This window comes from Paraburkholderia sp. FT54, assembly GCF_031585635.1.
Classification (GTDB): domain Bacteria; phylum Pseudomonadota; class Gammaproteobacteria; order Burkholderiales; family Burkholderiaceae; genus Paraburkholderia.
The window spans coordinates 116,765-142,444 of sequence record NZ_CP134195.1; the positions used below are offsets into that span (position 1 = coordinate 116,765).

26 protein-coding genes are annotated in these 25,680 nt (G+C 64.8%); 21 read left to right on the forward strand and 5 right to left on the reverse strand.

Features of this window, described 5'->3' with window-relative positions; translation table 11 throughout:
• The first annotated feature begins 190 nt into the window (after window positions 1–190).
• From RI103_RS00505 to RI103_RS00560, 12 genes are all read left to right on the forward strand, one after another.
• Window positions 191–1,147 (forward strand): CheR family methyltransferase, encoded by a 957-nt coding sequence (locus RI103_RS00505; protein ID WP_310813557.1) that lies wholly within the window; start codon window positions 191–193, stop codon window positions 1,145–1,147.
• Complete coding sequence (gene cheD / locus RI103_RS00510) at window positions 1,144–1,896, forward strand: chemoreceptor glutamine deamidase CheD (protein WP_310813558.1); 753 nt, start codon at window positions 1,144–1,146, stop codon at window positions 1,894–1,896. The genes RI103_RS00505 and cheD overlap by 4 nt, the downstream gene beginning before the upstream one ends.
• 5 nt (window positions 1,897–1,901) lie before the next feature.
• Window positions 1,902–2,990 (forward strand): chemotaxis response regulator protein-glutamate methylesterase, encoded by a 1,089-nt coding sequence (locus tag RI103_RS00515; RefSeq protein WP_310813559.1) that lies wholly within the window; start codon window positions 1,902–1,904, stop codon window positions 2,988–2,990.
• 75 nt (window positions 2,991–3,065) lie between these two features.
• Window positions 3,066–3,461 carry a chemotaxis response regulator CheY gene (gene cheY, locus RI103_RS00520; RefSeq protein ID WP_095417937.1) on the forward strand — a complete coding sequence of 132 codons (396 nt, stop codon included), beginning with the start codon at window positions 3,066–3,068 and terminating at the stop codon, window positions 3,459–3,461.
• Between the two features lies 1 nt (window position 3,462).
• Entirely contained in the window at window positions 3,463–4,173 is a 711-nt protein-coding gene (cheZ, locus tag RI103_RS00525; RefSeq protein ID WP_310813560.1) for a protein phosphatase CheZ, read from the forward strand.
• Window positions 4,174–4,459: 286 nt separating this feature from the next.
• Window positions 4,460–5,017: a DUF2844 domain-containing protein gene (locus RI103_RS00530; RefSeq protein ID WP_310813561.1), complete on the forward strand. Its 558-nt coding sequence runs from the start codon at window positions 4,460–4,462 to the stop codon at window positions 5,015–5,017.
• Window positions 5,018–5,032: 15 nt separating this feature from the next.
• Window positions 5,033–6,328: a DUF3443 domain-containing protein gene (locus tag RI103_RS00535; RefSeq protein WP_310813562.1), complete on the forward strand. Its 1,296-nt coding sequence runs from the start codon at window positions 5,033–5,035 to the stop codon at window positions 6,326–6,328.
• Between the two features lie 226 nt (window positions 6,329–6,554).
• Complete coding sequence (gene flhB, locus RI103_RS00540; protein WP_310813563.1) at window positions 6,555–7,778, forward strand: flagellar biosynthesis protein FlhB; 1,224 nt, start codon at window positions 6,555–6,557, stop codon at window positions 7,776–7,778.
• Complete coding sequence (gene flhA / locus RI103_RS00545; RefSeq protein ID WP_310813564.1) at window positions 7,775–9,877, forward strand: flagellar biosynthesis protein FlhA; 2,103 nt, start codon at window positions 7,775–7,777, stop codon at window positions 9,875–9,877. Before flhB ends, flhA begins: the two co-directional genes overlap by 4 nt.
• Before the next feature lie 328 nt (window positions 9,878–10,205).
• Window positions 10,206–12,161, forward strand: a complete 1,956-nt coding sequence (gene flhF / locus RI103_RS00550; RefSeq protein ID WP_310813565.1) for a flagellar biosynthesis protein FlhF — start codon at window positions 10,206–10,208, stop codon at window positions 12,159–12,161.
• Window positions 12,154–13,023 carry an AAA family ATPase gene (locus RI103_RS00555; protein ID WP_310813566.1) on the forward strand — a complete coding sequence of 290 codons (870 nt, stop codon included), beginning with the start codon at window positions 12,154–12,156 and terminating at the stop codon, window positions 13,021–13,023. Before flhF ends, RI103_RS00555 begins: the two co-directional genes overlap by 8 nt.
• A 26-nt stretch (window positions 13,024–13,049) precedes the next feature.
• Window positions 13,050–13,784 carry an RNA polymerase sigma factor FliA gene (locus tag RI103_RS00560; protein WP_310813567.1) on the forward strand — a complete coding sequence of 245 codons (735 nt, stop codon included), beginning with the start codon at window positions 13,050–13,052 and terminating at the stop codon, window positions 13,782–13,784.
• Between the two features lie 70 nt (window positions 13,785–13,854).
• Here the strand turns inward: RI103_RS00560 and RI103_RS00565 are convergent, their stop codons facing one another.
• From RI103_RS00565 to flgA, 5 genes are all read right to left on the reverse strand, one after another.
• A complete protein-coding gene (locus tag RI103_RS00565) occupies window positions 13,855–14,265 on the reverse strand; it encodes a type II toxin-antitoxin system HicB family antitoxin (protein WP_310813568.1) in 411 nt (136 codons plus the stop codon).
• The gene (locus RI103_RS00570; protein WP_310813569.1) at window positions 14,262–14,444 is read right to left on the reverse strand and encodes a type II toxin-antitoxin system HicA family toxin; all 183 of its coding nucleotides are present in this window, start codon (window positions 14,442–14,444) and stop codon (window positions 14,262–14,264) included. Before RI103_RS00570 ends, RI103_RS00565 begins: the two co-directional genes overlap by 4 nt.
• A 310-nt stretch (window positions 14,445–14,754) precedes the next feature.
• A complete protein-coding gene (locus tag RI103_RS00575) occupies window positions 14,755–15,201 on the reverse strand; it encodes a flagellar protein FlgN (RefSeq protein ID WP_310813570.1) in 447 nt (148 codons plus the stop codon).
• Between the two features lie 94 nt (window positions 15,202–15,295).
• Entirely contained in the window at window positions 15,296–15,652 is a 357-nt protein-coding gene (gene flgM, locus RI103_RS00580) for a flagellar biosynthesis anti-sigma factor FlgM (protein ID WP_310813571.1), read from the reverse strand.
• Between the two features lie 201 nt (window positions 15,653–15,853).
• Entirely contained in the window at window positions 15,854–17,377 is a 1,524-nt protein-coding gene (gene flgA, locus RI103_RS00585; protein ID WP_310813572.1) for a flagellar basal body P-ring formation chaperone FlgA, read from the reverse strand.
• A gap of 217 nt (window positions 17,378–17,594) precedes the next feature.
• Between flgA and flgB the strand changes: the two genes are divergently transcribed.
• The 9 genes from flgB (at window position 17,595) to flgJ (ending at window position 25,487) form a co-directional block, all read left to right on the forward strand.
• A complete protein-coding gene (flgB, locus tag RI103_RS00590; protein ID WP_310813573.1) occupies window positions 17,595–18,089 on the forward strand; it encodes a flagellar basal body rod protein FlgB in 495 nt (164 codons plus the stop codon).
• Window positions 18,090–18,238: 149 nt separating this feature from the next.
• On the forward strand, window positions 18,239–18,664 hold the full coding sequence (gene flgC, locus RI103_RS00595) for a flagellar basal body rod protein FlgC (protein WP_007179953.1): 426 nt from the start codon (window positions 18,239–18,241) through the stop codon (window positions 18,662–18,664).
• Window positions 18,665–18,674: 10 nt separating this feature from the next.
• Entirely contained in the window at window positions 18,675–19,394 is a 720-nt protein-coding gene (locus RI103_RS00600; protein ID WP_310813574.1) for a flagellar hook assembly protein FlgD, read from the forward strand.
• A gap of 43 nt (window positions 19,395–19,437) precedes the next feature.
• Window positions 19,438–20,949 (forward strand): flagellar hook protein FlgE, encoded by a 1,512-nt coding sequence (locus RI103_RS00605; RefSeq protein ID WP_310813575.1) that lies wholly within the window; start codon window positions 19,438–19,440, stop codon window positions 20,947–20,949.
• 20 nt (window positions 20,950–20,969) lie between these two features.
• Window positions 20,970–21,728, forward strand: a complete 759-nt coding sequence (gene flgF / locus RI103_RS00610; protein WP_310813576.1) for a flagellar basal-body rod protein FlgF — start codon at window positions 20,970–20,972, stop codon at window positions 21,726–21,728.
• Window positions 21,729–21,769: 41 nt separating this feature from the next.
• On the forward strand, window positions 21,770–22,558 hold the full coding sequence (gene flgG / locus RI103_RS00615; protein WP_179735001.1) for a flagellar basal-body rod protein FlgG: 789 nt from the start codon (window positions 21,770–21,772) through the stop codon (window positions 22,556–22,558).
• 32 nt (window positions 22,559–22,590) lie between these two features.
• Window positions 22,591–23,289, forward strand: a complete 699-nt coding sequence (gene flgH / locus RI103_RS00620) for a flagellar basal body L-ring protein FlgH (protein ID WP_310813577.1) — start codon at window positions 22,591–22,593, stop codon at window positions 23,287–23,289.
• 2 nt (window positions 23,290–23,291) lie between these two features.
• The gene (locus RI103_RS00625) at window positions 23,292–24,476 is read left to right on the forward strand and encodes a flagellar basal body P-ring protein FlgI (protein WP_310813578.1); all 1,185 of its coding nucleotides are present in this window, start codon (window positions 23,292–23,294) and stop codon (window positions 24,474–24,476) included.
• Window positions 24,477–24,488: 12 nt separating this feature from the next.
• The gene (gene flgJ / locus RI103_RS00630; protein WP_310813579.1) at window positions 24,489–25,487 is read left to right on the forward strand and encodes a flagellar assembly peptidoglycan hydrolase FlgJ; all 999 of its coding nucleotides are present in this window, start codon (window positions 24,489–24,491) and stop codon (window positions 25,485–25,487) included.
• Window positions 25,488–25,680: the final 193 nt, after the last annotated feature.

The following is a 25,680-nucleotide window of genomic DNA, read 5'->3' on the forward strand; positions in this document are numbered from 1 at the left end:
ACATGCAGTCATTCGGCATCTCGCTCCATGAGGGGCGAATCATCGAAGCACGCTCTATCAGCGTGTCGCGGGCCGACTGCGTGTTGGCGGAACTCGCGGGCGGGCGCGGCCACGCGAACACAATCCCTTCTTCCCAAGTCGATTGGCTGGGCGGAAAGCGGGATGGCTCGTATCGCAGGCAGGAACTCTCATGATGGCAACGCGCGCACAGCAACGTCCTGACCGGGCGGACCCGGTCAGATCCAGCGAACAGACACGGGATTTCGAGTTCACGTCGGCGGACTTCGCTCGCATTCGCGAACTGATTCACCGCAGCGCCGGCATTTCGCTGTCGGATCACAAGCGCGACATGGCGTACAGCCGTCTGGCGCGCCGTCTGCGTGCCCGCGGGCTCGACACTTTCAAGCAGTATCTCGACCTGCTCGAAGCGGAAGACAATCCAGCCGAGTGGGAAGCGTTCACCAATGCGCTGACCACCAACCTGACGGCGTTTTTCCGCGAAGCGCATCACTTTCCGATCCTCGCCGAATTCGTGCCGCGCCGCGCGCAGCCGGTTTCGGTATGGTGCTCGGCGGCGTCGACCGGTGAAGAGCCGTACTCGATTGCGATGACGCTGATCGAAGCGCTCGGCGACAGCGGCGCGCGTCAGGCCTCGGTGCTCGCCACCGACATCGACACCCAGGTGCTGGCCAAGGCCGAAGCCGGCATGTACCAGTTCGATCAGGTGAAGCACCTTTCGCCCGAGCGGCTCAAGCGCTTCTTCCTGAAGGGCACCGGCGCGCATGCCGGCATGGTGAAAGTCCGCCCGGAAGTGCGCGCGCTGGTGCGTTTCGAGCAACTGAATCTCACCGACCGCGATTACCAGTTGCGCTCGCAGTTCGACGCGATCTTCTGCCGCAACGTGATGATCTATTTCGACAAGCCGACGCAAGCGCAAGTGCTCGCGCGCTTCGAGCCGCTGATGAAGTCGGGCGGCCTGCTGTTCGCCGGCCACTCGGAAAACTTCACGTATGTCACGCAGGCTTTTAAGCTGCGCGGCCAGACCGTCTACGAACTGACGCGTGACGCAACCGGCGCGCGTACGCCGACGGCGACCCGCGGCTCGGCGACGGCGTCGCATCACACGGCGAGCGGGGTGACGGCATGAGCAGCGCCCTGCCGATCGCCACCAACCTGTATTTCGACAACCACTTCCAGCGCCCCGGCGTGAAGCTGTTGCCGAACGAGTTCTACACCACGCACGAAGACATGGTGCTGGTCACCGTGCTCGGTTCCTGCGTCGCGGCCTGCATTCAGGATCGCACGGCCGGTATCGGCGGCATGAATCACTTCATGTTGCCCGACGACGGCGCGGATGTCGGGCAGGCCGCGTCGGATTCGATGCGCTACGGCGCCTACGCGATGGAAGTGCTGATCAACGAACTGATCAAGGCCGGCGGACGGCGCGAGCGCTTCGAGGCGAAGGTGTTCGGCGGCGGCGCCGTGCTCGCCGGCATGACGACGATGAACATCGGCGACCGCAATTCGGAGTTCGTGCGCCGCTATCTGGCGCTCGAGAAAATCCGTATCGTCGCTGAAGATTTGCAGGGCTCGCATCCGCGCAAGGTGGCCTTCATGCCGCGCACCGGACAGGTGATGGTGAAGAAGTTGCGCCTGCAGCAGGAAGCGGGCGTGGCCGAGCGCGAACAGGCGCTGATGCGGCAAAGCGCCGAAGCGCGTGCCGAGCGGCTTGCCGCGGCGCGCAAGCGGGTGGAATTGTTCTCGACGCCGGCCGCGCCGAGACCCAGGGTCGAACTGTTTTCGACCGCCGCCGCCACCCGCCCGAAGGTCGAACTGTTCGGCGCAGGCTCGCGCCCGATTAATTCAAACAACGCCAGAACTACAGAGGAGGCGTGAGCGCTGTGCAAAAGATCAAAGTACTGTGCGTCGACGATTCGGCGCTGATCCGCAGCCTGATGACGGAAATCATCAACGGCCAGCCGGACATGACGGTGGTGGCGACCGCACCCGACCCGCTGGTCGCGCGCGAACTCATCAAGCAGCACAATCCGGACGTCCTGACGCTCGACGTCGAAATGCCGCGCATGGATGGCCTCGACTTCCTCGAGAAACTGATGCGTCTTCGGCCGATGCCGGTTGTGATGGTGTCGTCGCTGACCGAGCGCGGCAATGAAATCACGCTGCGCGCGCTGGAACTCGGCGCGGTCGACTTCGTGACCAAGCCGAAGGTCGGCATTCGCGACGGCATGCTCGACTACTCGGAAAAGCTCGCCGACAAGATTCGCGCGGCGGCCCGCGCACGCGTGCGCCAGGCCGCGCCTGCGCAGCACGCGGCAGCGCATGCCGCGCAGGCGCCGGTTGGCGCCGCGCCGCTCTTCAACAATCCGCTGCTCAGTACCGAGAAGCTGATTATCGTCGGGGCGTCGACGGGCGGCACCGAAGCGATCCGCGAAGTGCTGGTGCCGCTGCCGCCCGATGCGCCCGCCGTATTGATCGCGCAGCATATGCCGCCGGGTTTCACAAAATCTTTTGCGCAACGCCTCAATGGTTTGTGCCGGATTACCGTTAAAGAGGCAGAGCACGGCGAACGCGTCCTGCCGGGACATGCGTATATCGCGCCCGGCCACGCTCATCTGTTGCTGGCCCGCAGCGGCGCGAATTATATTGCTCACCTGTCCGAGGAGCCGCCGGTCAACCGGCATCGTCCGTCGGTGGACGTGCTGTTCCGTTCGGCCGCGCAGCATGCGGGCAAGAACGCGATCGGCGTGATCCTGACGGGGATGGGGCGCGACGGCGCCGCCGGATTGCTGGATATGAAAAAAGCAGGGGCGTACACCCTTGCGCAGGACGAAGCGAGCTGTATCGTGTTCGGCATGCCGCGTGAAGCGATTGCGCTCGGCGCGGCGGACGAGATCGCCGCGCTGCCGGAAATGAGCCGACGCGTGATGGCGCGTCTCTCGGCGATGGGCGATCGCGTTCAGCGGGTATGATGCGCGCCGGTAGGATTTGAGGCGCTAGTTTGAGGTGGTCAGGCGCCGCACCATGGATCAAGCAAAGGGAATGAAATGGATAAGGGAATGAAGATTCTGGTTGTTGACGACTTTCCGACGATGCGCCGGATCGTCCGCAACCTCCTCAAGGAACTCGGTTACTCGAACGTCGACGAGGCGGAAGACGGCCAGGCCGGTCTCGCGCGTCTGCGCGGGGGCACCTACGACTTCGTGATCTCCGACTGGAACATGCCGAACCTCGACGGTTTGGCCATGCTCAAGGAAATTCGCGCGGACGCCAACCTCACGCACCTGCCGGTGCTGATGGTGACGGCTGAATCGAAGAAGGAAAACATCATCGCGGCGGCTCAGGCCGGCGCGAGCGGTTATGTCGTCAAGCCGTTCACGGCCGCGACGCTCGACGAGAAGCTCAACAAGATTCTCGAGAAGATGGCCAAGACCGGGAGCTGATGTGAATCTGCCGACCAACGCGCAAGGCGCCGACGCGGTCAACGAGAGCGGCGACTTCGCGTCCGACCGCATCCTCGCCCGCATTGGACAACTGACGCGCACGCTGCGCGACTCGATGCGCGAGCTCGGGCTCGACAAGCATGTCGAGCGTGCGGCCGAAGCCGTGCCCGATGCCCGTGACCGTCTGAAGTACATCGCGAACATGACGGAGCAGGCCGCCGAGCGCGTCCTGTCAGCGATCGACATCGCCAAGCCGATCCAGGAGCAGTTGCAGAAAGACGCGGGCGAACTCGACGCGCGTTGGGAGCAGTGGTACGCGGCGCCGATGGAGCGGGGGGAAGTGCGCGCGTTGATGAACGACACGCGGAGCTTTCTGCGCGGCGTGCCCGACGCGACCAGCGCGACCAACTCGCAACTGATGGAGATCATGCTGGCGCAGGACTTCCAGGATTTGACCGGCCAGGTCATCAAGAAGATCACGGATGTGGTGTACCTGATCGAGCAGCAATTGCTCGGCGTGCTGGTCGAGAACATCGCGCTCGAGCGGCGCGAGCAGTTCGCGGCGAACGCGGCGGCGCTGGCGGCCGAAGTCTCGTCGACCGGCAGCCCCGAACATCTGCTGAACGGTCCGCAGATCAATCCGGAAGGTAAAGCGGACGTGGTGCAGGACCAGTCGCAAGTCGACGATCTGCTGGCAAGCCTCGGCTTCTGACACGCCCGGGTCACAACACGTCGCGGCGGCCCGGCAAGGGCGCCGGATCGAATCAGTGCACATGGCAAGCCACGCTTTCGCGTGCGCTTGCTGTCTACCGACACAAACCGCAGGCATACTACGAGCTCAAGCAGCGGCACGGCGCTCCAGTGAAAACACACGCTGGTCGGTGGCACGGTGAGGTAATCCTCAATAGTGCGACCGTCGCGGTGCCGTATGATCTGCATACATGCAGCCGGTTCGCGCCGACGCGCGAGCCGAGCGGCAGCTCGGGAGGAGCCTCGTCATGTGGAGTCGTGTACGCCGCGCCGGAGTCGTGACGGCGCTTGCTTTGCCCTGTTCGCTGTTGGCCGTGCAGTCCGCTCACGCGGGACTGGGCGGCGCACCCATGACGCCGCCCACGGGCGCGTCAGTTTCCTCCCGCACCGTCCAGGCCGGTGCCGGTGCCGGTGCTGGCGCCGCCGACGCGGCGCAGGGCGTGATGCATTCCGCGTCCAACGCCGGGTCTTCCGCTTCCACTTCCGCGTCCTACACCGTGCGTGAGACCACGCTCGGCAACGACACCGTGATCCGCGAATATCTCGCCACGAACGGTACTGTCTTTGGCATTGCATGGCGCGGCCAGCAAATGCCGGATCTGAACGATCTGCTCGGCAGCTATTTCCCGCAGTACGTGGCCGGCGTGAAGGCCGTGCGCGCGGCGCGCGGCGGCGGCCACGGTCCCGTCTCGGTCGATCAGAGCAGCCTCGTGGTGCGCTCCGGTGGCCACATGGGCGCGTTCAACGGCCAGGCGTGGCTGCCTGCCGCGTTGCCCGCTGGCGTCAGCGGTTCAGACATCCAGTAATAGCGAGGACGAAACATGCGAACCAAGCATATTGCTGTGAAGCTCAAGGACTGGATGCAGGCGGTCGTGGCCGTGGCTTTGGTGTCGACGCTCGTCGCGTGCGGCGGCGGCGGCGGCTCGAACAACGATTCGTCGACCACGCTGAACGGCGGCTCGCTGCCGGCCAGTCCGACCCAACAGCCGATCGCCGCGACGGCGGCCAACACCGTGCCCATTACGGTCGGTCAGGGCGTGAGCGGCGTTGTCAATATTCCGACGGTCAGCGTGACGATTTGCGCGCCCGGCTCGACCTCGAATTGCCAGACTATCAGCAACATCCAGGTCGATACGGGTTCGTTCGGGCTGCGCGTGGTCAACTCGGTCCTGAACGCCTCGCTGCTCAATGCGTTGCCGGTCAGCACCATCGGCGGCAGCGGCGCGCAACTCGCCGAGTGTGCGACCTTTGCGGACGGCTTCACGTGGGGGACGGTGCGCACCGCGACCATCGCGATCGGCAGCGAGAGAACGACGGCGGCCATTCCGATGCAGATCATCGGCGACAAGGACTCGAGCACGGTGCCCACGAGCGGCTGCGGCAGTGGTGCGTCCGAAAACACCGCTGGCGATCTTGGCGCCAACGGCATTCTCGGTATCGGCACGTCGCCCAACGATTGCGGCAACACCTGCGCCAACGCGGGGACGGCCGCCACCTTCAGCAATTACTTCGCCTGTCCGGGCGGCGTGTCGTGCGCCCGCACGGCGGTGCCGCTCGCGCAGCAGGTGGCCAATCCGGTCGCGCATTTCCCTGCCGACAACAACGGCGTGATCGTGCAGATGCCGCCACTGCCGGCCACTGGCGCGCCGTCGGCCACCGGTACGCTGGTATTCGGCATCGGCACGCAGTCGAACAATGCGCTCACCGGCGTGCAGAGCTTCACGACCGACACCTTCGGCGATCTGAACAACAGCGTGTTCCAGGGCACAACGGTGCAAGCCTTCCTCGATTCGGGTTCGAACGGCTACTTCTTCTCCGATAGCTCCATTGCCCTGTGCGGCAGTAACTTCGCGGGCTTTTACTGTCCGTCGTCGGCGCAAACCCGGTCGCTGACGCTGGTCGGATTGAACAACGCGCAGACGAGCGCCAGTATCGGCATCCTGAGTGCGGCGACGCTGTTCGGCAACGGCAACAATTTTGCGTTCAATGACCTGGCCGGACAGATCGGCGGTAGCGGCAGCTTCGATCTCGGCTTGCCGTTCTTCTACGGCCGCCACGTCTACTACGGCATCGATCAGACCGCGAGCGGCGGCCAGACGCCTTTCGTAGCATTCTGATCGAAGCGCCGCACTGAAGACTGGGGCCGGCCTGGCGCGCTCATACCCAGCGCGCTGCGCCGCCCCGGCCCCGCCAGCAAGGCCGACGGGCCGGCTTCCCGCCGGTTCCATCCCTCGAAATACCCCCCTTTCTCCGCCCTTATCCGCCGATCGGTGCTTGCGTCGAGCGGGAATAATCGCTCTCACTGGAAAGAGGCGCCGTGCCTCAGCCGACTGGAGAGCTTTTGTGGCAGAGGATAGCGACCTCGAAAAAACCGAATCAGCCACTCCCCGGCGCCTGCAGAAGGCGCGCGAGGAAGGGCAGATCGTGCGTTCGCGGGAGCTGTCCACGTTTGCGCTGCTGGCGGCGGGATTCTTCGGCGTATGGGGGATGTCCGGCAGCATCGGCGAACATTTGCAGGACATGCTGCGCGCGGCCTTCACGTTCGATCGCGCCGGCGCCTTCGAAACCCGCCGCATGTTGATCGGCGCCGGCGTGGCGGGCCGCGAAGGGCTTTACGCGCTGCTGCCGGTTCTCGCCTTCACCGGCGCGGCCGCGCTGCTTGCGCCGATGGCGCTGGGCGGCTGGCAGCTGTCGGCAAAAGGCCTCGAACCGAAGTTCAACCGCCTCAATCCGATCGCCGGCCTCGGCAAGATATTTTCGATCAACGGACCGATCCAGCTCGGCATGTCGCTCGCGAAGACGCTGGTGGTGGGCGGGATCGGCGGCACGGCGATCTGGAATCGCCGCGAAGAGATTCTCGCGCTGGCGACCCAGCCGCTGCAGCTCGCGCTCGCCAACACCGTGCATCTGATCGCAGTGTGCTGCGGCATGACGGTGGCGGGCATGTTCGTCGTCGCCGCGATGGATGTGCCGTATCAACTGTGGCAATTCCACAAGAAGCTGCGCATGACGAAGGAAGAAGTGAAGCGCGAACACCGCGAAAGCGAAGGCGATCCACACGTCAAAGGCCGGATTCGCCAGCAGCAGCGCGCGATTGCCCGGCGCCGCATGATGACCAACGTGCCGAAGGCCGACGTGGTGGTGACCAACCCGACGCACTTCGCCGTGGCGCTGCAATACACCGACGGCGAGATGCGCGCGCCGAAGGTCGTCGCCAAGGGCGTGAACCTGGTGGCGGCGCGGATTCGCGCAATCGCGGCCGAAAACAACGTGCCGTTGCTGGAAGCGCCGCCGCTCGCGCGGGCGCTGTATCACAACGTGGAACTGGACCGCGAGATTCCGGGCCCGCTGTATAGCGCGGTCGCCGAAGTGCTCGCGTGGGTGTATCAGTTGCGGCGCTTCAAGGCCGAAGGCGGCGACGTGCCGCTCGCGCCAACCGAACTCGACGTGCCCGCGGAATTCGACAAGGGCGGTGTATCGGATGACGAAGCCGACCAGGAAGCCGCCGACACGCTCAACCCCGCTACCAACCCAGATAACGACGACGCTTCAGGAGCTTCCGCATGAACGCCCGCGCCGGTTTCCTCGCTCGACGGCCGGATGCGTTGAGCGGCACCAATTTGCGCGCCCTCGCCGGGCCGGTGCTGATCTGCATGATCCTCGGCATGATGATTTTGCCGTTGCCGCCGTTCCTGCTCGACCTGCTGTTCACTTTCAACATCGCGCTCTCGGTGATGGTGCTGCTGGTCAGCATGTACACGATGAAGCCGCTCGACTTTGCCGCGTTCCCGAGCGTGCTGCTGTTCTCGACGTTGCTGCGCCTCTCGCTGAACGTGGCGTCCACGCGGGTCGTGCTGCTCGAAGGCCACACCGGTCCGGACGCGGCCGGCCAGGTGATCGAGTCGTTCGGCCACTTCCTCGTGGGTGGCAACTTCGCGGTCGGTATCGTCGTCTTTGTCATTTTGATGGTGATCAACTTCATGGTGATCACCAAGGGCGCGGGGCGGATCGCGGAAGTCTCCGCGCGCTTCACACTCGATGCGATGCCCGGCAAGCAGATGGCGATCGACGCCGACCTGAATGCCGGCCTCATCAACGAAGAACAGGCGCGCAAGCGTCGCATGGAAGTCGCGCAGGAAGCCGAGTTCTACGGCTCGATGGACGGCGCGAGCAAGTTCGTGCGCGGCGACGCGATCGCCGGTCTGCTGATCATGGTGATCAACATTCTCGGCGGCTTGATTGTCGGGATGGTCCAGCACGGCATGGACTTCGCGTCCGCGGGCAAGAACTACACGCTGCTGACGATCGGTGACGGCCTCGTCGCGCAGATCCCGTCGCTGGTGATTTCGACGGCGGCCGGCGTGATCGTTTCGCGCGTCGCGACCAATGAAGACATCGGCACGCAGCTCACCGGCCAGCTGTTCACGAATCCACGCGTGCTGATCATCACCGGCTGCATTCTCGTGCTGATGGGCCTGATTCCTGGCATGCCGCACTTCGCGTTTCTGATTCTCGGCGGCGGTCTGATCCAGCTTGGCCGCACGATGAAAAAGCGCGCCGAGGAACGCAAGAACACGACGGCGCTCGTCGATGTCGCACCGGCCGCGATGGCGCCGGTCGAAAACACCGAAGCGAGCTGGGACGACGTGACGATGATCGACACGCTCGGCCTCGAAGTCGGCTACCGGCTGATTCCGCTCGTCGACAAGAACTCGGACGGCGAACTGCTCAAGCGGATCAAGAGCATCCGCAAGAAGTTCGCGCAGGAGATCGGCTTTCTGCCGCCGGTCATTCATATTCGTGACAACCTGGAATTGCGGCCGAACGGCTATCGCATTGCGCTCAAGGGCGTCGAAGTGGGCGTCGGCGAAGCGTATCCGGGTCAGTGGCTGGCGATCAATCCGGGCCAGGTCTCCGCCGCGCTGCCGGGCACGCCGACGCAAGACCCCGCGTTCGGTTTGCCGGCCATCTGGATCGACACGAACCTGCGCGAACAGGCGCAGGTGTACGGTTACACGGTGGTCGATTCGAGCACGGTGGTGGCGACGCACCTGAACCATCTCGTGGTCACGCACGCGTCGGAACTGCTCGGCCGCCGCGAAGTACAGGCGCTGCTCGAACGGATGCAGAAGGACACGCCGTCGCTCGTCGACGACCTGGTGCCGAAGTCGCTGCCGCTCACCACGCTGCAAAAGGTGCTGCAAAACCTGCTGGAAGAAGGCGTGCCGATTCGCGACATGCGCACGATCCTCGAAGCGCTCTCCGAACACACGCCGAAGATCACCGACGCGCACGATCTCACCGCCGCCGTGCGCCTCGCGCTGGGTCGCGCGATCACGCAGCAATGGTTCCCGGGCGTCGGCGATATGCAGGTGATGGGCCTCGATTCGAATCTCGAACGGGTGCTCTCGCAGGCGCTCTCGACCGGCGCCAATCCGGGTCTCGAGCCGGGCCTCGCGCATACGCTGCTCAACGAAACCCAGAAGGCGATGACGCGTCAGCAGAACCTCGGGCTCGCGCCCGTGCTGCTGGTGCAGCATGCACTGCGGCCGATGCTTGCGCGCTTCCTGCGCCGCAGCCTGCCGCAGCTGAAGGTGCTGTCGTATGCGGAAGTCCCCGACACGCGCAATATCAAGGTGGTGAATCTGATCGGCGCGCACGGCTGACGCGCCGAACTCACCGCGGCCTGCTTCTGGCTGATGTCTCTTGCCGGCGCCCATCGAGCGCCGGTTTTCATTTCGGCGCCTGACTTTTCATGCCGCAAGCAGACGGCGCAGTCCATGCCGCGTCTGCGAAAGCACCGCCGCGCGCATCGAAAAGGGAAGTTTAATACCGCCGCGCGCGTGACTTGCAACGTGTTTCCATCGCCCGAATTGCCCACGTTTAACGGTCTTTATCCATCGATCGTGACCCGACAGGTTTCGCAATAATGGCCTCAATGGGAAGCGGTATGTTGCCGGTCCGTTAGTCCGTTTACCTCATCGGGGGTCCAGCTTGAACATTCGTAAATTTGTCGGTGCTACCAGTCGTGATGCGCTGCGTCTCGTGCGCGAAGCGCTGGGTGCGGATGCCGTCGTACTGTCCAATCGCACGATGGACGACGGCAGCGTCGAGATCGTCGCACTGGCCGACAGCGACCTCGCCGCCATCACGCCGAAGGTTCCGCGCGCAAGCGCCGGCGCACCGCAGGCTGGGCCGATGAATGCCACGGCTGGACACCACGCATTGGTCGCCCCGCGCGCCATGCCGGCTGCATCGACGATGCAGGCGAATCCGTATGCGAGCGGCATGCCCGATGTGTTCTCGTCGGTGTTCGGCGCAAGCCCGGAAGCCGGCGCGGAGAATTCGGGCAACAGCGCGGCCCACGCCAATTCCAGCCACGCCGACGATGACGCGAGCGACGCACCGGCCGCCGTCATGAAGCCGGCCGCGAGCGCGCCGAAGGCCGCATTGCCGGGCACGCCCAAGGCGTCGCCTGCCGCACCGGCCAAGGCGGCCGCAGCATCGCCGTCGAAGCCGGCCAGCCTCGAGCAACCGAGTGCCCGTGCCGCAGCCTCACGTCTGAACGAAGACATCCGCGCCGATCTGTCCAAAGCGGCCGGCGTGCCGGCTGCGCCTGCCGCGCCGAGCGCCGACGCGCAGACGCCGCGCACGATGGCCGAATCGAATCCGTGGCTGATCGACCACGCGCGCCGCATTGCTGCCGAACAGCAGCAGCAAGGCGCATATAGCGCGCGTCCCGCCGCGATGACGCCGGCGGCTGCAACGGCCAGGGGTCTCGGCGCGGCCGTCGAACCGGGCAAGGCCGCCGCGCCGCAAGCCGTCGATACGCCCGACTGGGCGCGTGAAGGCGCGCAAGTCGCCGCGCGTCGCGCCGCGCAGAAGAACGCACCGCCGCCGTCCCCGAACGACGACGCCCGCACGCCCGCTTCAGTCGCCGAAGCGATCAAGACGCGCATGGAGCAGGTCGTCAACGACACCGTGATGAGCGAACTGTCGTCGATGCGCGGGATGATGGAAGAACACTTCGCCGGCCTGCTGTGGGGCGAGCGCCAGCGCCGTAATCCGGTGCGCGCCTCGCTCACCAAGCATCTGTTCGCCGCCGGATTCTCCGCGCAGCTCGTGCAGATGATGGTCGACAACCTGCCGGACGACGTCGAGAACATGGAAGACGGCATGGACTGGGTCCGCTCGGTGCTCGATTCGAACCTGCCGGTGATGGAGGACGAAGACTCGCTGATGGAGCGCGGCGGCGTGTTCGCGCTGATGGGCCCGACGGGTGTCGGCAAGACGACGACCACCGCCAAGCTCGCCGCGCGTTGTGTGATGCGTTTCGGCGCCAGCAAGGTCGCGCTGCTCACCACCGACAGCTACCGGATCGGCGGCCACGAACAACTGCGCATCTTCGGCAAGATTCTCGGCGTGTCGGTGCACGCGGTGAAAGACGGCGCCGACCTGCAGCTCGCGCTCTCCGAATTGCGCAACAAGCACATCGTGCTGATCGACACGATCGGCATGAGCCAGCGCGACCGCCTCGTCTCCGACCAGATCGCGATGCTGTGCCACGCCGGCCAGCCGGTGCAGCGCCTGTTGCTGCTCAACGCAACCAGCCACGGCGACACGCTCAACGAAGTCGTGCAGGCCTATCAGCGCGCGCCGGACCAGCAGCCGCTCGCCGGCTGCATTCTGACCAAGCTCGACGAAGCCACCAATCTCGGCGGCGTGCTCGATACGGTGATCCGCTACAAGCTGCCGGTGCACTACGTGTCGACCGGCCAGAAGGTGCCGGAGAATCTGTACGTCGCGACCAGAAAATTCCTGATCAAGAGCGCGTTCTGCATACCGCGCGACAACTCGCCATTCGTGCCTCACGACGACGACATTCCGGCTTTGCTGTCCGCACTGTCCGCGCGTTCCACGGCCGAATTGCACGAGGTCCGCTTTGGATAAGCTCATTCCGGATCAGGCAGAAGGACTGCGGCGGATGTTGGCTCGCAGCAGCTCGCGCGTGATTGCGGTGACGAGCGGCTCGGCCGGTGTCGGCTCGACGACCACGGTGGTGAACCTCGCCGCGGCGCTGGCGCAGCAGGGTAAGGACGTGCTGGTGATCGACGAATGCCTCGGCGAGAAGTCGGTGAGCGCGATGCTCGGCGGCGTGCGCGGCGCAGCCAATTTCGCTGCCGTGATGCGCGGCGAGATGACGCTCGACGATGCCGCCGCGCGGCACGCGCTCGGCTTCTCGGTGTTGGCCGCCTCGCGTGCGCACCGGGAAGGCCACACGGCCGCGGAGTTCGGCGTGCTGTTGCGCGGCTCCGCCGACGTCGTGCTGATCGACGCCCAACTCGATCCTCAAGTGCACCTATCGGCGCTCGCAATGCAGGCGCACGACGTGATGATCGTTACGCGCATGGCCGCGCAGGCGATCACCGACGCGTACGCATGCATGAAGCGCCTGCACTATGCGCACGCCATCGCGCAGTTCCGCGTGCTGGTGAACCATGTGCAGAGCGTGAACGACGCGCATACCGCGTTTGCCAACCTGGCCGGCGTGGCCGGGCGCTATCTGACGGTAGCGCTGGAGGACGCTGGTTGTATTGCCGCCGATGCGCGCGTGGCGCGAGCCCTGGAGTTGTCGCGTTGTGTCGTCGATGCGTTTCCGTCGACACCCGCTGCTCGCGACTTCCGGCAACTCGCCGCCCAATTGCAGTACTGGCCGATGCGGCCAGCGATGTCGTCGCAAACGCCGTGGATGGCGCCCGCGACAGTTACAGCGGCGCAACACGCCGACCAACCGTCTGCGCAGCACGCCTAGAGCGGCACAAGGACAAGGGGAGCACGATGTATAACGCTCAGGGAAAGATTTCCCAAGCCGAAGTTCTGACGAAGTACGCACCGCTCGTGCGTCGCCTCGGCTTGCAGCTCGTCGCCAAGATGCCGGCGAGCGTCGATCTCGACGATCTGATCCAGGCCGGCATGATCGGACTGCTGGACGCGGCAGGCCGCTACAAGGAAGACCAGGGCGCGCAGTTCGAGACCTACGCCAGCCAGCGGATTCGCGGCGCAATGCTCGACGAGTTGCGCAGCAACGACTGGTTGCCGCGCAGCTTGCGGCGCACCTCGCGTGAAGTGGAAACGGCCGTGCACAAGGTGGAGCAGAATCTGGGCCGTTCGGCGAGCGAAACGGAGATCGCCGAGCATCTGCAAATGCCGCTCGACGAGTATCAGTCGATGCTGCAGGATCTGCACGGCAGCCAGCTGATCTATTACGAAGACTTCGACCGTTCGGCGGACGACGAGCCGTTTCTCGACCGCTACTGCGTCGATCACTCGGACCCGTTGTCGGCGCTGCTCGACGACAGCCTGCGCTCGGCGCTGGTGGATGCCATTGACCGCCTGCCGGACCGCGAGAAGCTCCTGATGTCGTTGTACTACGAGCGCGGCATGAACCTGCGCGAAATCGGCGCGGTGATGGAAGTCAGCGAATCGCGGGTGTGCCAGTTGCACAGCCAGGCCGTGGCCCGTTTGCGCACGCGCTTGCGTGAGATGGCCTGGGCAAACGCCGAGGCGACCTGACGCGCGCGTTCAGTGCTTCACCGCGCGAACCAATCGCCCTTATAACGGCGGCCTTGAACCTCCGCCCGCTTCATGCATCGGCCATTTCATGTTCCGCGGCCAGCGCCAGGAAGGCAGAGCGCGACATGCCGCGAGTCTGGGCATAAGTGTCGATCTCATGGACCAGCACTTCGGGCAGCGAGATATTGATACGCACCGCCTTCTTCAAGGCGGGAATATTCCGAGTCGCGACGAACCCCCACGCGAAACCCGCGTACTCGGGATTTTGTCGATGCTTCTCTAACGTGAGCCGGCCGGGGATCGGCAAGCCCTCGTCGAGCAGCACATCCAGATGCGCTTCGATCGCTTCTTTCGCATTCGCATAGGCTTCTTCCAGCGTATCGCCCGCCGCATGACAACCCGGAATGTCCGGCACGATGACGCCGAACGCGTGGTCCGCGTCGCCCGATTCAATGGCGATCGGGAAAATCAGGTTTTTCATTTCAGGCCCGCCTGTTTCAGGATGCTGTTCAACGTGCCGGGCGGAAGATCTTTCTTTGGATGCGGGATGGTCACGAGCCCGGCTCTTGCCGCGTGACGATAATGACGATGGCTGCCCGATACACGGACCAGCCGCCAACCCGCCGCCTGAATGAGTTTCACGACCTCGGCACTTTTCATACTGCACTCCTCGAATCATACACACCATTACACAACCTCGCTAGTAGACAGCACTCCGCTGATGCTCGTCCGGACGGCCTTAAAAAAGCCTGGGACGGTGGAGCGACTCAGTAAGGGGGAAGCAGTGATTTCAACGCGGCTGGGCAATCCGCGCCACCTGGCCGGATGGCTAACGCCTGGATGAAGGAGCGAGACGCGCCCGCAGGGCGGCCCTGAAAAGCAAAAAGGGCTCGTCAACAGACGAGCCCTTTTCAATACACCGGAAACGGCTGGATCCGCACGTCAGGCCATGCGGGTCCAGCGACAAACTCTATACGGCGGGACGCGCCGGAATCCGGCCATCCGGACCATAAAAACCGACCTTTTGCGGCACGGCCACCTGCAGCGCCGTCAGCGCCCGCTGGTTGTAGTCCATCCGCACGCGAATCAGTTCACCGTTGCTGCTATTGCAGCGGCGCGCGCGTTCGGCGGCTTTCTGCAGCAGCGACCATTGCTCGGCGACGCGCGCGTCGCTGCTGGCCGCGAACTCCATGCCGGGCCAGCCGGCCGGAAAGCCCATTTCGCCGAGTAGCCCGTCACGCGTGGCTTCGAGCTTGGCGAGCGCGCCGATCAGTTCGGTTTTCTTCTCGACGATCGGCGGCAGCAATTCCAGCGGCGACAAGGCGGTCAACGCCTTGGTTTCGAGCGTCAGAATCGAGGCAAACGCTTCGACGGCCGAATATTCTTCGATGAGGGTGGCAAGCAGGGCGTCTTTCATCTCAACAACTCGCTGAACACGACGGCTCGCGCATGATCCGCGAGCCGGGTTTGTCGAACGTCGCCCGGCACTTCACCGTACTTCGATGCGTCGATCAGTTGCCGGCCGACGAGGTTTTGCTTTGCAACAGTTCGCGCGCGGTGTTCAGCACGCCGTCGGCGATCTTGCCGGAATCGATCTTCAGCGAGCCGTCCTTGATGGCCTGCTTGATCGACTCGACGTGCGCCGTGTCGATGTCCGCCGAGCCGGACGCCGCGAGGCTGCGCAGATGCTGCGACAGACCCGACAGGCTGACGCTGGCGTCGCCCGACCCGCTGCTGGTGGTGGTCTGCGAGGCCGTGCCCGCGCTCTGCGCGTTGCTGTTCGCGCTCGCCGCTTCGCCTTGCTGCGAGCGGGACAGAGCGTCTTTCAACGTCGGCAGATTCGAATTGGTTGTGGAATCGACTTTCACGATTGGCTTCCTGAACGATTTGATCCTGATAACGGCAACCGTTGATCAAAACTTTAGCGCAATCGCTCCAGGTTTTGCCTTGTCTTCCACGCCGATCCGGCCCTTTGACAGCTCTGATGTCTGTGCTTCCCGCCGCGCCGCTTGCGCCCGCCGGGACGGGCGTCGCGCGGGGACCCGTCATGGCGCGCGCGCCGCCGCGGTTCATAGCTGAATCTCCACGGTCGAGCCGTCTTTCACGACGCCGGAAATGATCTGGCCGTTGGCCGTCTTGACCCGCACCTGCTGGCCCGGCGACGCGTTGTTCATTGCGCTGCCTTCGGCCGAAATCGCGAAACCTTCGCCGGCCGCCACGACCCGCACCGTTTGTCCGATCGACACCGCCGACGCGCTTTTCAACATGTCGCGGCGCAGCGGCATGCCGCCGGCGACGCGCGTGAGCGTGACCGAGCCGACCGCCTGTGAGGGATCCGTGACGATCGCCTGCGGCAAGCCGGTCAGGTCGCCGTCGCGCGCGACGAGGTCGGCGGCGGTGAGCACTTCACCCGGCGCCATTGCGCGGGCGGCCAGATAGTAGGTGGCGTGCAGCGAGATGCGCGCCTGCAGATAAATGGTCCACGGACGCTCGCCCGCGCAGCGCACGCCGACGGTCATGCGGCCCCACAGGCGCGCGCCGCTCGGCATGAACGGCTCAAGCATCGTGCAAGCCGCGAGGCCGCGCGGAAACGCCGGCGCCACGGTGATGTCGACCTTGCCGGGCAAGCCGGCGGACTGCTGCTGCAGGAATGCGAGCGCGGCGCTGCGGATTGCTTCCGCGTCCTGCTGGCCGGGCAGCGGCGCGGCTGGCGCAAGCGTCGCGGGCCGCAGATTCTGTTGCGCGACGGCGGGTGCGACTTGCCGAGCCGCCGGCATGCGGGCAATGGTGGCCGGTGCGGGCGGTGCGACCGTCGGAGCCGGCGCGGCGACTGCCTTCGTCACGACCGGCTTGCCGTTCGCACCCAACTGCGGCGGCTCACCACGCGAAGCCAGGCTGTCGAAACCTGCCACCGCGGATGCCCCGGCCGCCGCATTGAGCGGCGCATTGGCGGCCACCGGCTGGACCCCTGTGGCTTGGCGCGCGCTGTTGATCTGCGGCGCGGGCGCGACGACGACCGGCACGGCCTGACGCGAACCCGGCACGACATTGACTCTCGCGACGCCGTCCATGGCATTGGCATTGGCATTGCCGCTGCCCGGCGCCGGAATCGTCACGACACCATTGGCGTCGGGCCGGAAGCTGGTGCGGATCATTTGCGGCGTGGCCGGCGGTTCGCCCGCGCCCGGAATGACGATCGAGCCGCTCGCATTGGCGGCGCGCGTGAATGAATCGGCGTCGCGCGCGGTTGGATTCGGCGTCAGCGACTGCGCGGTGGCCGCGGCCAGCGTCGCAGCGGAACCAGCGCGCTTCGCGGGCGCGGCCTGCATGTGTTCGGCCAGATCGGCGAGCGCGGCCGGATTTTTTTCGCCCGGACCTGGAATCACGATCGGGCCGCCGGCTTCCTGAGCCTGGGTGCTGGCCGGCAACAGCACGATCCCGCCGGCGACCCACACCGTCAGGCTCACGACGAGGCGAATCAGGAGACGCCAAGCCGTGCGAGCAGCACGCCGTGCGACGCCAGCGCCCGCACCCACGCGATGCGCCGCCGCGCCATTCGCGCGGTGCGTCGGATCGAAGGTGGGCTGGTCCATCGTGTTTCTCCATCGAATGCATCGGTACGCCTTGCATTCTAGTGAGCGCCCCCTTTGCGCAAACGTTGAATAGAAGCCCCCTTTCCCGGTTATTCGTCCGATTGCCGCTTGCGTTCGGCCCATAAGATGCACCTCATGCAAAAAGGTCTTCCCACCTGGAGCAGTCCTCATGCGAGGCGTGCACGGGAAGCCTCGGGAACGTTCTCCGGAGATTCTTATGCTGGACAAACTCGATGCCGAATTCGCCTTTGGCCGTGAAGCGCTCGATGTACGCGCCTACCGGCAGGAGTTGTTGTCGTCGAATATCGCCAACGCCGATACCCCTGGGTACAAGGCGCGCGATATCGACTTCGCCTCGTCGCTCGCCGGCGCGCTGAAGAAGAGCGCCGGCGCGAGCGGCACCGCGGCGTCGAACAATTCGACGCTGGCGATGACGCAGCCCGCGGGTGTGACGAGCGGCATGTCGATGGCGGCGACCGCGCCGGGCCACATGGCCGGCAAGTCGACGCTGACGCCGACCGGCGGCACGTCCGACGACTACGGCAATCTGCAATACCGCGTGCCGACCCAACCCGCGCTCGACGGCAACACGGTCGACATCGATACCGAGCGGGTGCAGTTCGCGGATAACACGTTGCACTTCGAATCGGGCATGACGGTGCTGTCGGGCCAGATCAAAACGATGCTGTCGGCGATCCAGTCGGGCTCGTAAGAAGCCACGCCGACAGACTCAGCAGTACGCAAGAACAATCGCTACGGGAATTAACTTGAAGCCGGTTCGAACCGTGCAACTGCGTTGCATGGGACCGGAGTAAGTGCTGAAGCACTAACACCGGCCGACATAGGAGAGGTCAGGAAAACATGCCATCTTTAATGAACATTTTTGGTGTTGCAGGCTCCGCAATGTCGGCGCAGTCGCAGCGGCTCAACGTGACGGCGTCGAACCTCGCCAACGCGGACAGCACGACCGGTCCGGACGGCCAGCCGTACAAGGCCAAGCAGGTCGTGTTCGCGGTCAGCCCGCTCGGCGGCGCGCGCACGGCTTCCGGCCAGCAGGTCGGCGGCGTGCAGGTCACCGGCGTGGTCGACGACCCGACGCCGATGAAGACCGCCTACGACCCCGGCAATCCGGCCGCGAACGCGGACGGCTACGTCACGTTGCCGAACGTCGATCCGGTGCAGGAAATGGTCAACATGATCTCGGCCTCGCGTTCGTACCAGGCCAACGTCGAGACGCTGAACACCGCCAAGACACTGATGCTGAAAACGCTCACGATCGGAACCTGAGGAGAGCTCCTTGACCACCAACACCACCATCGGCAGCAGCGGCACGACCGTGTCGCAGACGCTGCTCGATACGATGAACGGCACGAACAGTGCCTCGAGTTCCACGAGTTCGACCGGCAGCACGTCCGGCACCTCGGCGACCGATCTGCAGAACACCTTTCTGCAACTGCTCGTCGCGCAGATGAAGAACCAGGATCCGACCAATCCGATGGACAGCTCGCAGATGACCTCCCAGCTGGCGCAGATCAACACGGTCTCGGGCATCAGCCAGTTGAACACGACACTCAGCTCGCTCGCCACGCAGATGTCGGCGGGCCAGCAGTCGCAAGCCGCGCTGCTGATCGGCTCGACCGTGCTCGCGCCGGGCAGCTCGGTGTCGGTCGCGAGCGGCAAGGCGGACGCGTTCGGCGTGCAGCTCGCCAACTCGGTGGGCGATCTGCAAGTGGTCGTGAAGAACTCGGCCGGCCAGATCGTCAACACGATCGACCTCGGCAAGCAGTCGGCCGGCACGATTCCGGTGGGTTGGACGCCGACCGATACGACGGGCGCCACGCTGCCCGACGGCACCTACACGATCAGCGCGGTCGGCACGATCAACGGTCAGCAGGCCACGGCCACCACGCTCACGGGCGCCACGGTGCAGAGCGTCGTCATGCAGAACGGCGCGCCGGGCCTCGTGCTCTCGAACGGCTCGACAGTCGGCTTGACCAGCGTCGCCGCCATCCTCTGATTCAGATTCAGTCAACTACGACTTTCCAGATACGGAGACCGTCATGGGTTACCAGCAAGGTTTGAGCGGTTTGTCGGCATCGTCGAGCGACCTCGACGTGATCGGCAACAACATTGCCAACGCGAATACGGTTGGCTTCAAGAGCGGCGCCGCGCAATTCGCCGACATGTACGCCAATTCGGTGGCGACGTCGGTGGGCAACCAGGTCGGCATCGGCACCAAGCTCGCCGAAGTCCAGCAGCAGTTCTCGCAAGGCACGATCACCAGCACCAACCAGGCGCTCGACGTCGCGATCAACGGCAACGGTTTCTTCCAGCTGTCCAACAACGGCTCGCTGGTGTACTCGCGCAACGGCGTGTTCCAGCTCGACAAGAACGGCTTCATCACCAACGCGCAAGGCCTGCAGCTGATGGGCTACGCCGCGAACAGCTCGGGCATCATCAACACCGCGCAGACCGTGCCGCTCAGCGTGCCGACCGCGAACATCGCGCCGCAACCGACCACCAAGATCGCCGCCGGCCTGAACCTGAACGCGCAGGATCCGCTGATGCTCGGCACGCCGGCCTTCACGCCGACGCTCGTCGCGGGCAGCACGCTGACGACGCCCGGCCCGACCGTCACGAACACCGCTTCGGGCACGAACAACGACAACTACACCGTCAACTTCACGAGCCCGACGACCTATACGGTCACCGACACCACGCTCGGCACGACGACTGCCGCCGCGCCGTACACGGCGGGCACGGCGATCTCGCTCGGCAACGGCCAGACCATCACGTTCAACGGCGTGCCGGCGACCGGCGACAGCGTCGCGATCGCGCCGACCCCGGTGGCGTTCAATCAGAACAGCTCGTCGACGTACAACTACTCGACCAGCACGACGGTGTACGACTCGCTCGGCGGCTCGCAGACGGTCAACATGTACTTCGCCAAGACCTCGGCCGGTACGTGGAACGTGTATGCCGGCACCTCGACGGGCACCGCGCAACTGATCGGCCACGCGAACTTCAACTCGTCGGGTACGCTGCTCGGCACGACGAACGCAGCCGGTGTCGCGACCACCACGCCGTTTGCCTTCAACTTCTCGATCCCGACTACCGACGGCTCGTCGACGCCGCAGAATCTGACGCTGAACATCGCCGGCACGACGCAGTTCGGCGGCAAAGACGGCGTCAACTCGCTGCAGCCCGACGGCTACGCCGCCGGCACGCTGACGAGCTTCACGATCGGCGCCGACGGCACGCTGACCGGCAACTATTCGAACCAGCAAACCGCGGCACTCGGTCAGATCGTGCTGGCGAACTTCTCGAACCAGAACGGTCTCGTGGACCTCGGCAACAACGAGTTCCAGCAGACCTCGCAATCGGGCGTCGCGCAGATTTCGGCGCCGGGCTCGACCAACCACGGCGTGCTGCAAGGCGGCGCGGTGGAAAACTCGAACGTCGATCTGACGAGCGAACTGGTGAACCTGATCACCGCGCAACGCAACTATCAAGCGAACGCGCAGACGATCAAGACCCAGCAGACCGTCGACCAGACCCTGATCAACCTGTAAGCGACCGGGACCCACCCATCATGGATCGGCTGATCTATACCGCGATGTCGGGCAGCACGCAGGCGCTCGAACAGCAGGCAATCGTCGCGAACAACCTGGCCAACGCATCGACCACCGGTTTTCGCGCGCAACTGGCGACTTTCCGCGCCGTGCCGATGTCGTTCGGCGACGGCAGTTCGATCAACGACGACACCACCCGCACTTTCGTGCTGTCGTCGACGCCGGGCGCGGACTACACGCCCGGGCCGATCCAGCAGACGGGCAACCCGCTCGACGTGGCGATTCAGGGGCCGGGCTGGCTGGCGGTGCAAACCGCCGACGGCGGCGAAGCCTATACGCGCGCCGGCAATCTGCATGTCGATGAAAACGGCCAGTTGGTGAACGCCACCAATCAGGTGGTGCTCGGCAACGGCGGCCCGGTGTCGGTGCCGCCGGGCGCGGAAATCACCATCGGCAAGGACGGCACGGTGTCCGCGCTGACGCCGGGCGATCCGCCGACGGCAGTGGTGACCGTCGATCAGCTGAAGCTGGTGAATCCGGATCCGCAAACCATGACGCGCGGCGACGACGGTCTGTTTCGCACCGGCGACGGCAATGCCGCCGACGCCGACCCGACCGTCACGCTGGCGCCGGCCTCGCTCGAGGGCAGCAACGTGAATCCGGTCAGCGCGATGGTCGCGATGATCACCAACGCGCGCCAGTTCCAGATGCAGACCAAGCTGCTGGAGAACGCCGACAAGAACGACCAGTCCGCCAACCAGCTGCTCAGCTTTAGCTAACGGATTGCCCCGGCTTCGCCCGGACTTCCAGGAGAAGAATTGTGAATCGCTCACTCTACATCGCCGCGACCGGCATGAATGCGCAACAGGCGCAGATGGACGTGATCTCGAACAACCTCGCGAACGTCAGCACCAACGGCTTCAAGGGTTCGCGCGCGGTGTTCGAGGATCTGCTGTATCAGACCATCCGCCAGCCGGGCGCGAACTCGACGCAGAACACCGAACTGCCGTCCGGCATCCAGCTCGGCACAGGCGTGCAGCAGGTCGCCACCGAACGTCTGTACACGCAGGGCAACCTGCAGCAGACCGGCAACTCGAAAGACGTCGCGATCAACGGCCAGGGCTTTTTCCAGGTGCAGATGCCCGACGGCACGACCGCCTATACCCGCGACGGCTCGTTCCAGACCAACGCGCAAGGGCAGCTCGTGACCTCGAGCGGCTACCAGGTGATCCCGGCGATCACGATCCCGAACAACGCGACCTCGCTCACCATCGGCAGCGACGGCGTGGTGTCGATCACCGTGGCCGGCTCGACCAACACCCAGCAGCTCGGCTCGATGCAGATCGCGACTTTCATCAACCCGGCCGGCCTCGATGCGAAGGGTGAAAACCTGTTCGCGGAAACCGCTTCGTCGGGCGCGCCGAACGTCGCGCAACCGGGCCTGAACGGCGCCGGCACGCTGAATCAGGGCTACGTGGAAGCATCCAACGTGAACGTGGTGCAGGAACTGGTGAACATGATCCAGACGCAACGCGCTTACGAAATCAACAGCAAGGCCGTGACGACTTCCGACCAGATGCTGCAGACCCTGAGCCAGATGCAGGTTTAAGGCCGGCGTTTTCTCGAAAGGCAGTAATCAAGATGTCGCACTTCACTCGTAATCCGGTTCATTCGCGCACCGCTCAGGCGCTCGTGCAGCTCACGCTGCTCGCGGCCCTGGGTGGCTGCGGCCTCGTGCCGAGGCAGCCGATCACGCAGCAGCCGATGACGGCGCTGCCGCCGATGCCGCCGCAGGCGCAATCGCCGGGCTCGATCTACAACCCGGGTTACGCAGGCCGGCCGCTGTTCGAAGACCAGCGGCCACGCAATGTCGGCGACATCCTGACCATCGTGATTCAGGAAAACGTCAACGCAACCAAGTCGTCGGGCGCCAATGCGAACCGCTCCGGCAGCACCAACATCAACGTGCCGACCGCGGGCTTCCTTGCCGGCCTGTTCGGCAAGGCCAATCTGAGCGCGAATGGCGCCAACGTGTTCAACGGTACGGGCGGCGCGAACGCGTCGAATACGTTTAACGGCACGATCACCGTGACGGTAACGGGCGTGCTGCCGAACGGCAACCTGATGGTGAGCGGCGAAAAGCAGATGCTGATCAACCAGGGCGATGAATTCGTGCGTTTCTCCGGCGTGGTGAATCCGAACACGATCTCTAACCTGAACGCCGTGTACTCGACCCAGGTGGCCGACGCGAAGATCGAATATTCAGCGAAGGGCTATCTCAACGAAGCCGAGAACATGGGCTGGTTGCAGCGCTTCTTCCTCAACGTGTCGCCGTGGTGATCATGCGTACCGTCTTTTCCCGCACCCGTCTCGCGCGATTCAGCGGTTTGTGCCGTGCGCTGGCCTTCGTCGCGCTCGCCTGCGCGGCGCTGCCGGCGGCCACGCCTGCTCATGCCGAACGTCTGAAGGACCTCGTGCAGATTCAGGGCGTGCGCGACAATCCGCTGATCGGCTATGGCCTCGTCGTTGGCCTGGACGGCACGGGCGACCAGACCACGCAGACGCCGTTCACCACGCAAACGCTCGCCAACATGCTGGCGAACCTCGGCATTTCGATCAACAACCAGGCGGCCGGCTCGACCAACCAGCAGTCGTCGCTGTCGAACATCCAGTTGAAGAACGTCGCCGCGGTGATGGTGACGGCGGTGCTGCCGCCGTTCGCTCGCCCGGGCGAAGCGATCGACGTGACGGTATCGTCGCTCGGCAATGCGAAGAGCCTGCGCGGCGGCACGCTGCTGCTCACGCCGCTGAAGGGCGCCGACGGCCAGGTGTACGCGCTCGGCCAAGGCAATCTGGCGGTCGGCGGCGCGGGCGCGAGCGCGAACGGCAGCAGAGTGCAGGTGAACACGTTGGCCGCGGGCCGCATCGCAGGCGGCGCGATCGTCGAACGCGCGGTGTCGACCTCGGTGTCGCAAGCGGGCACCATGCAGCTCGACCTGAACGAAATGGATTACGACACCACGCAGCGCGTGGTGGCCGCGGTGAACAACGCGTTCGGCGGCGGCACGGCGACCGCGCTCGACGGCCGCACGATTCAACTGCGCGCGCCGAGCGATCCGGAGCAGCAGGTCGCGTTCATGGCGCAATTGCAGAATCTCGACGTCAAGCCGGCGCAAGCGGCCGCGAAGGTGATCCTCAACGCGCGCACCGGCTCGATTGTGATGAATCAGATGGTCACGCTGCAGAACTGCGCGGTGGCGCACGGCAACCTCTCGGTCGTGATCAATACACAGCCGGTGGTGAGCCAGCCAGGCCCATTCTCGAACGGTCAGACGGTGGCCGCCAGGCAGTCGCAGATTCAGATGAAGCAGGACAACGGCGCACTGAAGATGGTGTCCGCCGGCGCCAATCTTGCCGATGTGGTGAAGGCGCTCAACGCATTGGGTGCGACGCCCGCGGATCTGATGTCGATCCTGCAGGCGATGAAAGCGGCGGGCGCTCTGCGCGCCGACCTGGAAATCATCTAAGGAAGACACAGGATGAATTCGGATACGACCAATTCCGCCGCCTCGGCGAACGACCTGACCCAGCGCTTCGCGCTCGACGTGCAGGGGTTCGCGAAGCTGAGCGCGCAGGCCAAGGCGTCGCCGCAAGCCGGCATGAAGATGGCCGCGCAGCAGTTCGACGCGGTGTTCACGCAGATGATGCTGAAGAGCATGCGCGACGCGACGCCGCAAGACGGACCGTTCGATTCGCACGACAGCGCCACGTTCACGTCGATGATGGATCAGCAGTTGTCGCAACAGATGTCGCAAAAGGGCATTGGCGTGGCTGACGCGATGCTCAAGCAGCTGATGCGCAATCAGGGCATGCAGGTGGGCGGCGGCGCGGGTGGCGCGGGCGGTTTGGCCGGCATGGCCAACGCACTGGGCGGCGGCAGCGGCGGCGACGAAGGCCAGACCGCGGCGCTGAACGCGCTCGCCAGGGCGTACGGCAATGCGCAGGCCAACGGCCAGCTGGCGATGGGCAAGGGCTACTCGGCCAACAGCGCTTTGACGCCGCCGCTGAAGGGCGACGGCAGCTCGCCGAAGGTCGACGCTTTCGTCGACAAGCTCGCCGCGCCGGCCCAGGCCGCCAGCGCCGCGACCGGCATTCCGGCGCGCTTCATCATCGGCCAGGCGGCGCTCGAATCGGGCTGGGGCAAGAGCGAGATCAGGAAGGCGGACGGTTCGACCAGCCACAACGTGTTCGGCATCAAGGCGACCAAGGACTGGACCGGCAAGACCGTGTCGACGGTCACGACCGAATATGTGAACGGCAAGCCGCAGCGCACGGTAGAAAAATTCCGTGCGTACGACTCGTATCAGGAAGCCATGACCGATTACGCGAGCCTGCTCAGGGGCAATCCGCGATATGCCCAGGTGATCAATTCGGCGCACGACGTGAACGGTTTCGCCACCGGCATGCAGCGCGCCGGTTACGCCACCGACCCGCATTACGCAAAAAAACTGATGTCCATCATGCAGAAGATGGGCTGAGCCGTGTGAGCGCAATTCGAGTCGCTCACTCACTTAACCGAATCGAAAGCATGCGCGCGACGGGGCCAGGCGCATAACAAAACGGCCGAGGCTGGCCGCCCACAGACGGCCGGCTTACCCGCGACAAGTAAGGCGCGTTTTAACGTTTGCGGCAAAAAAATTCATTACACGCCCCTAAATTTTGGCCGGATGC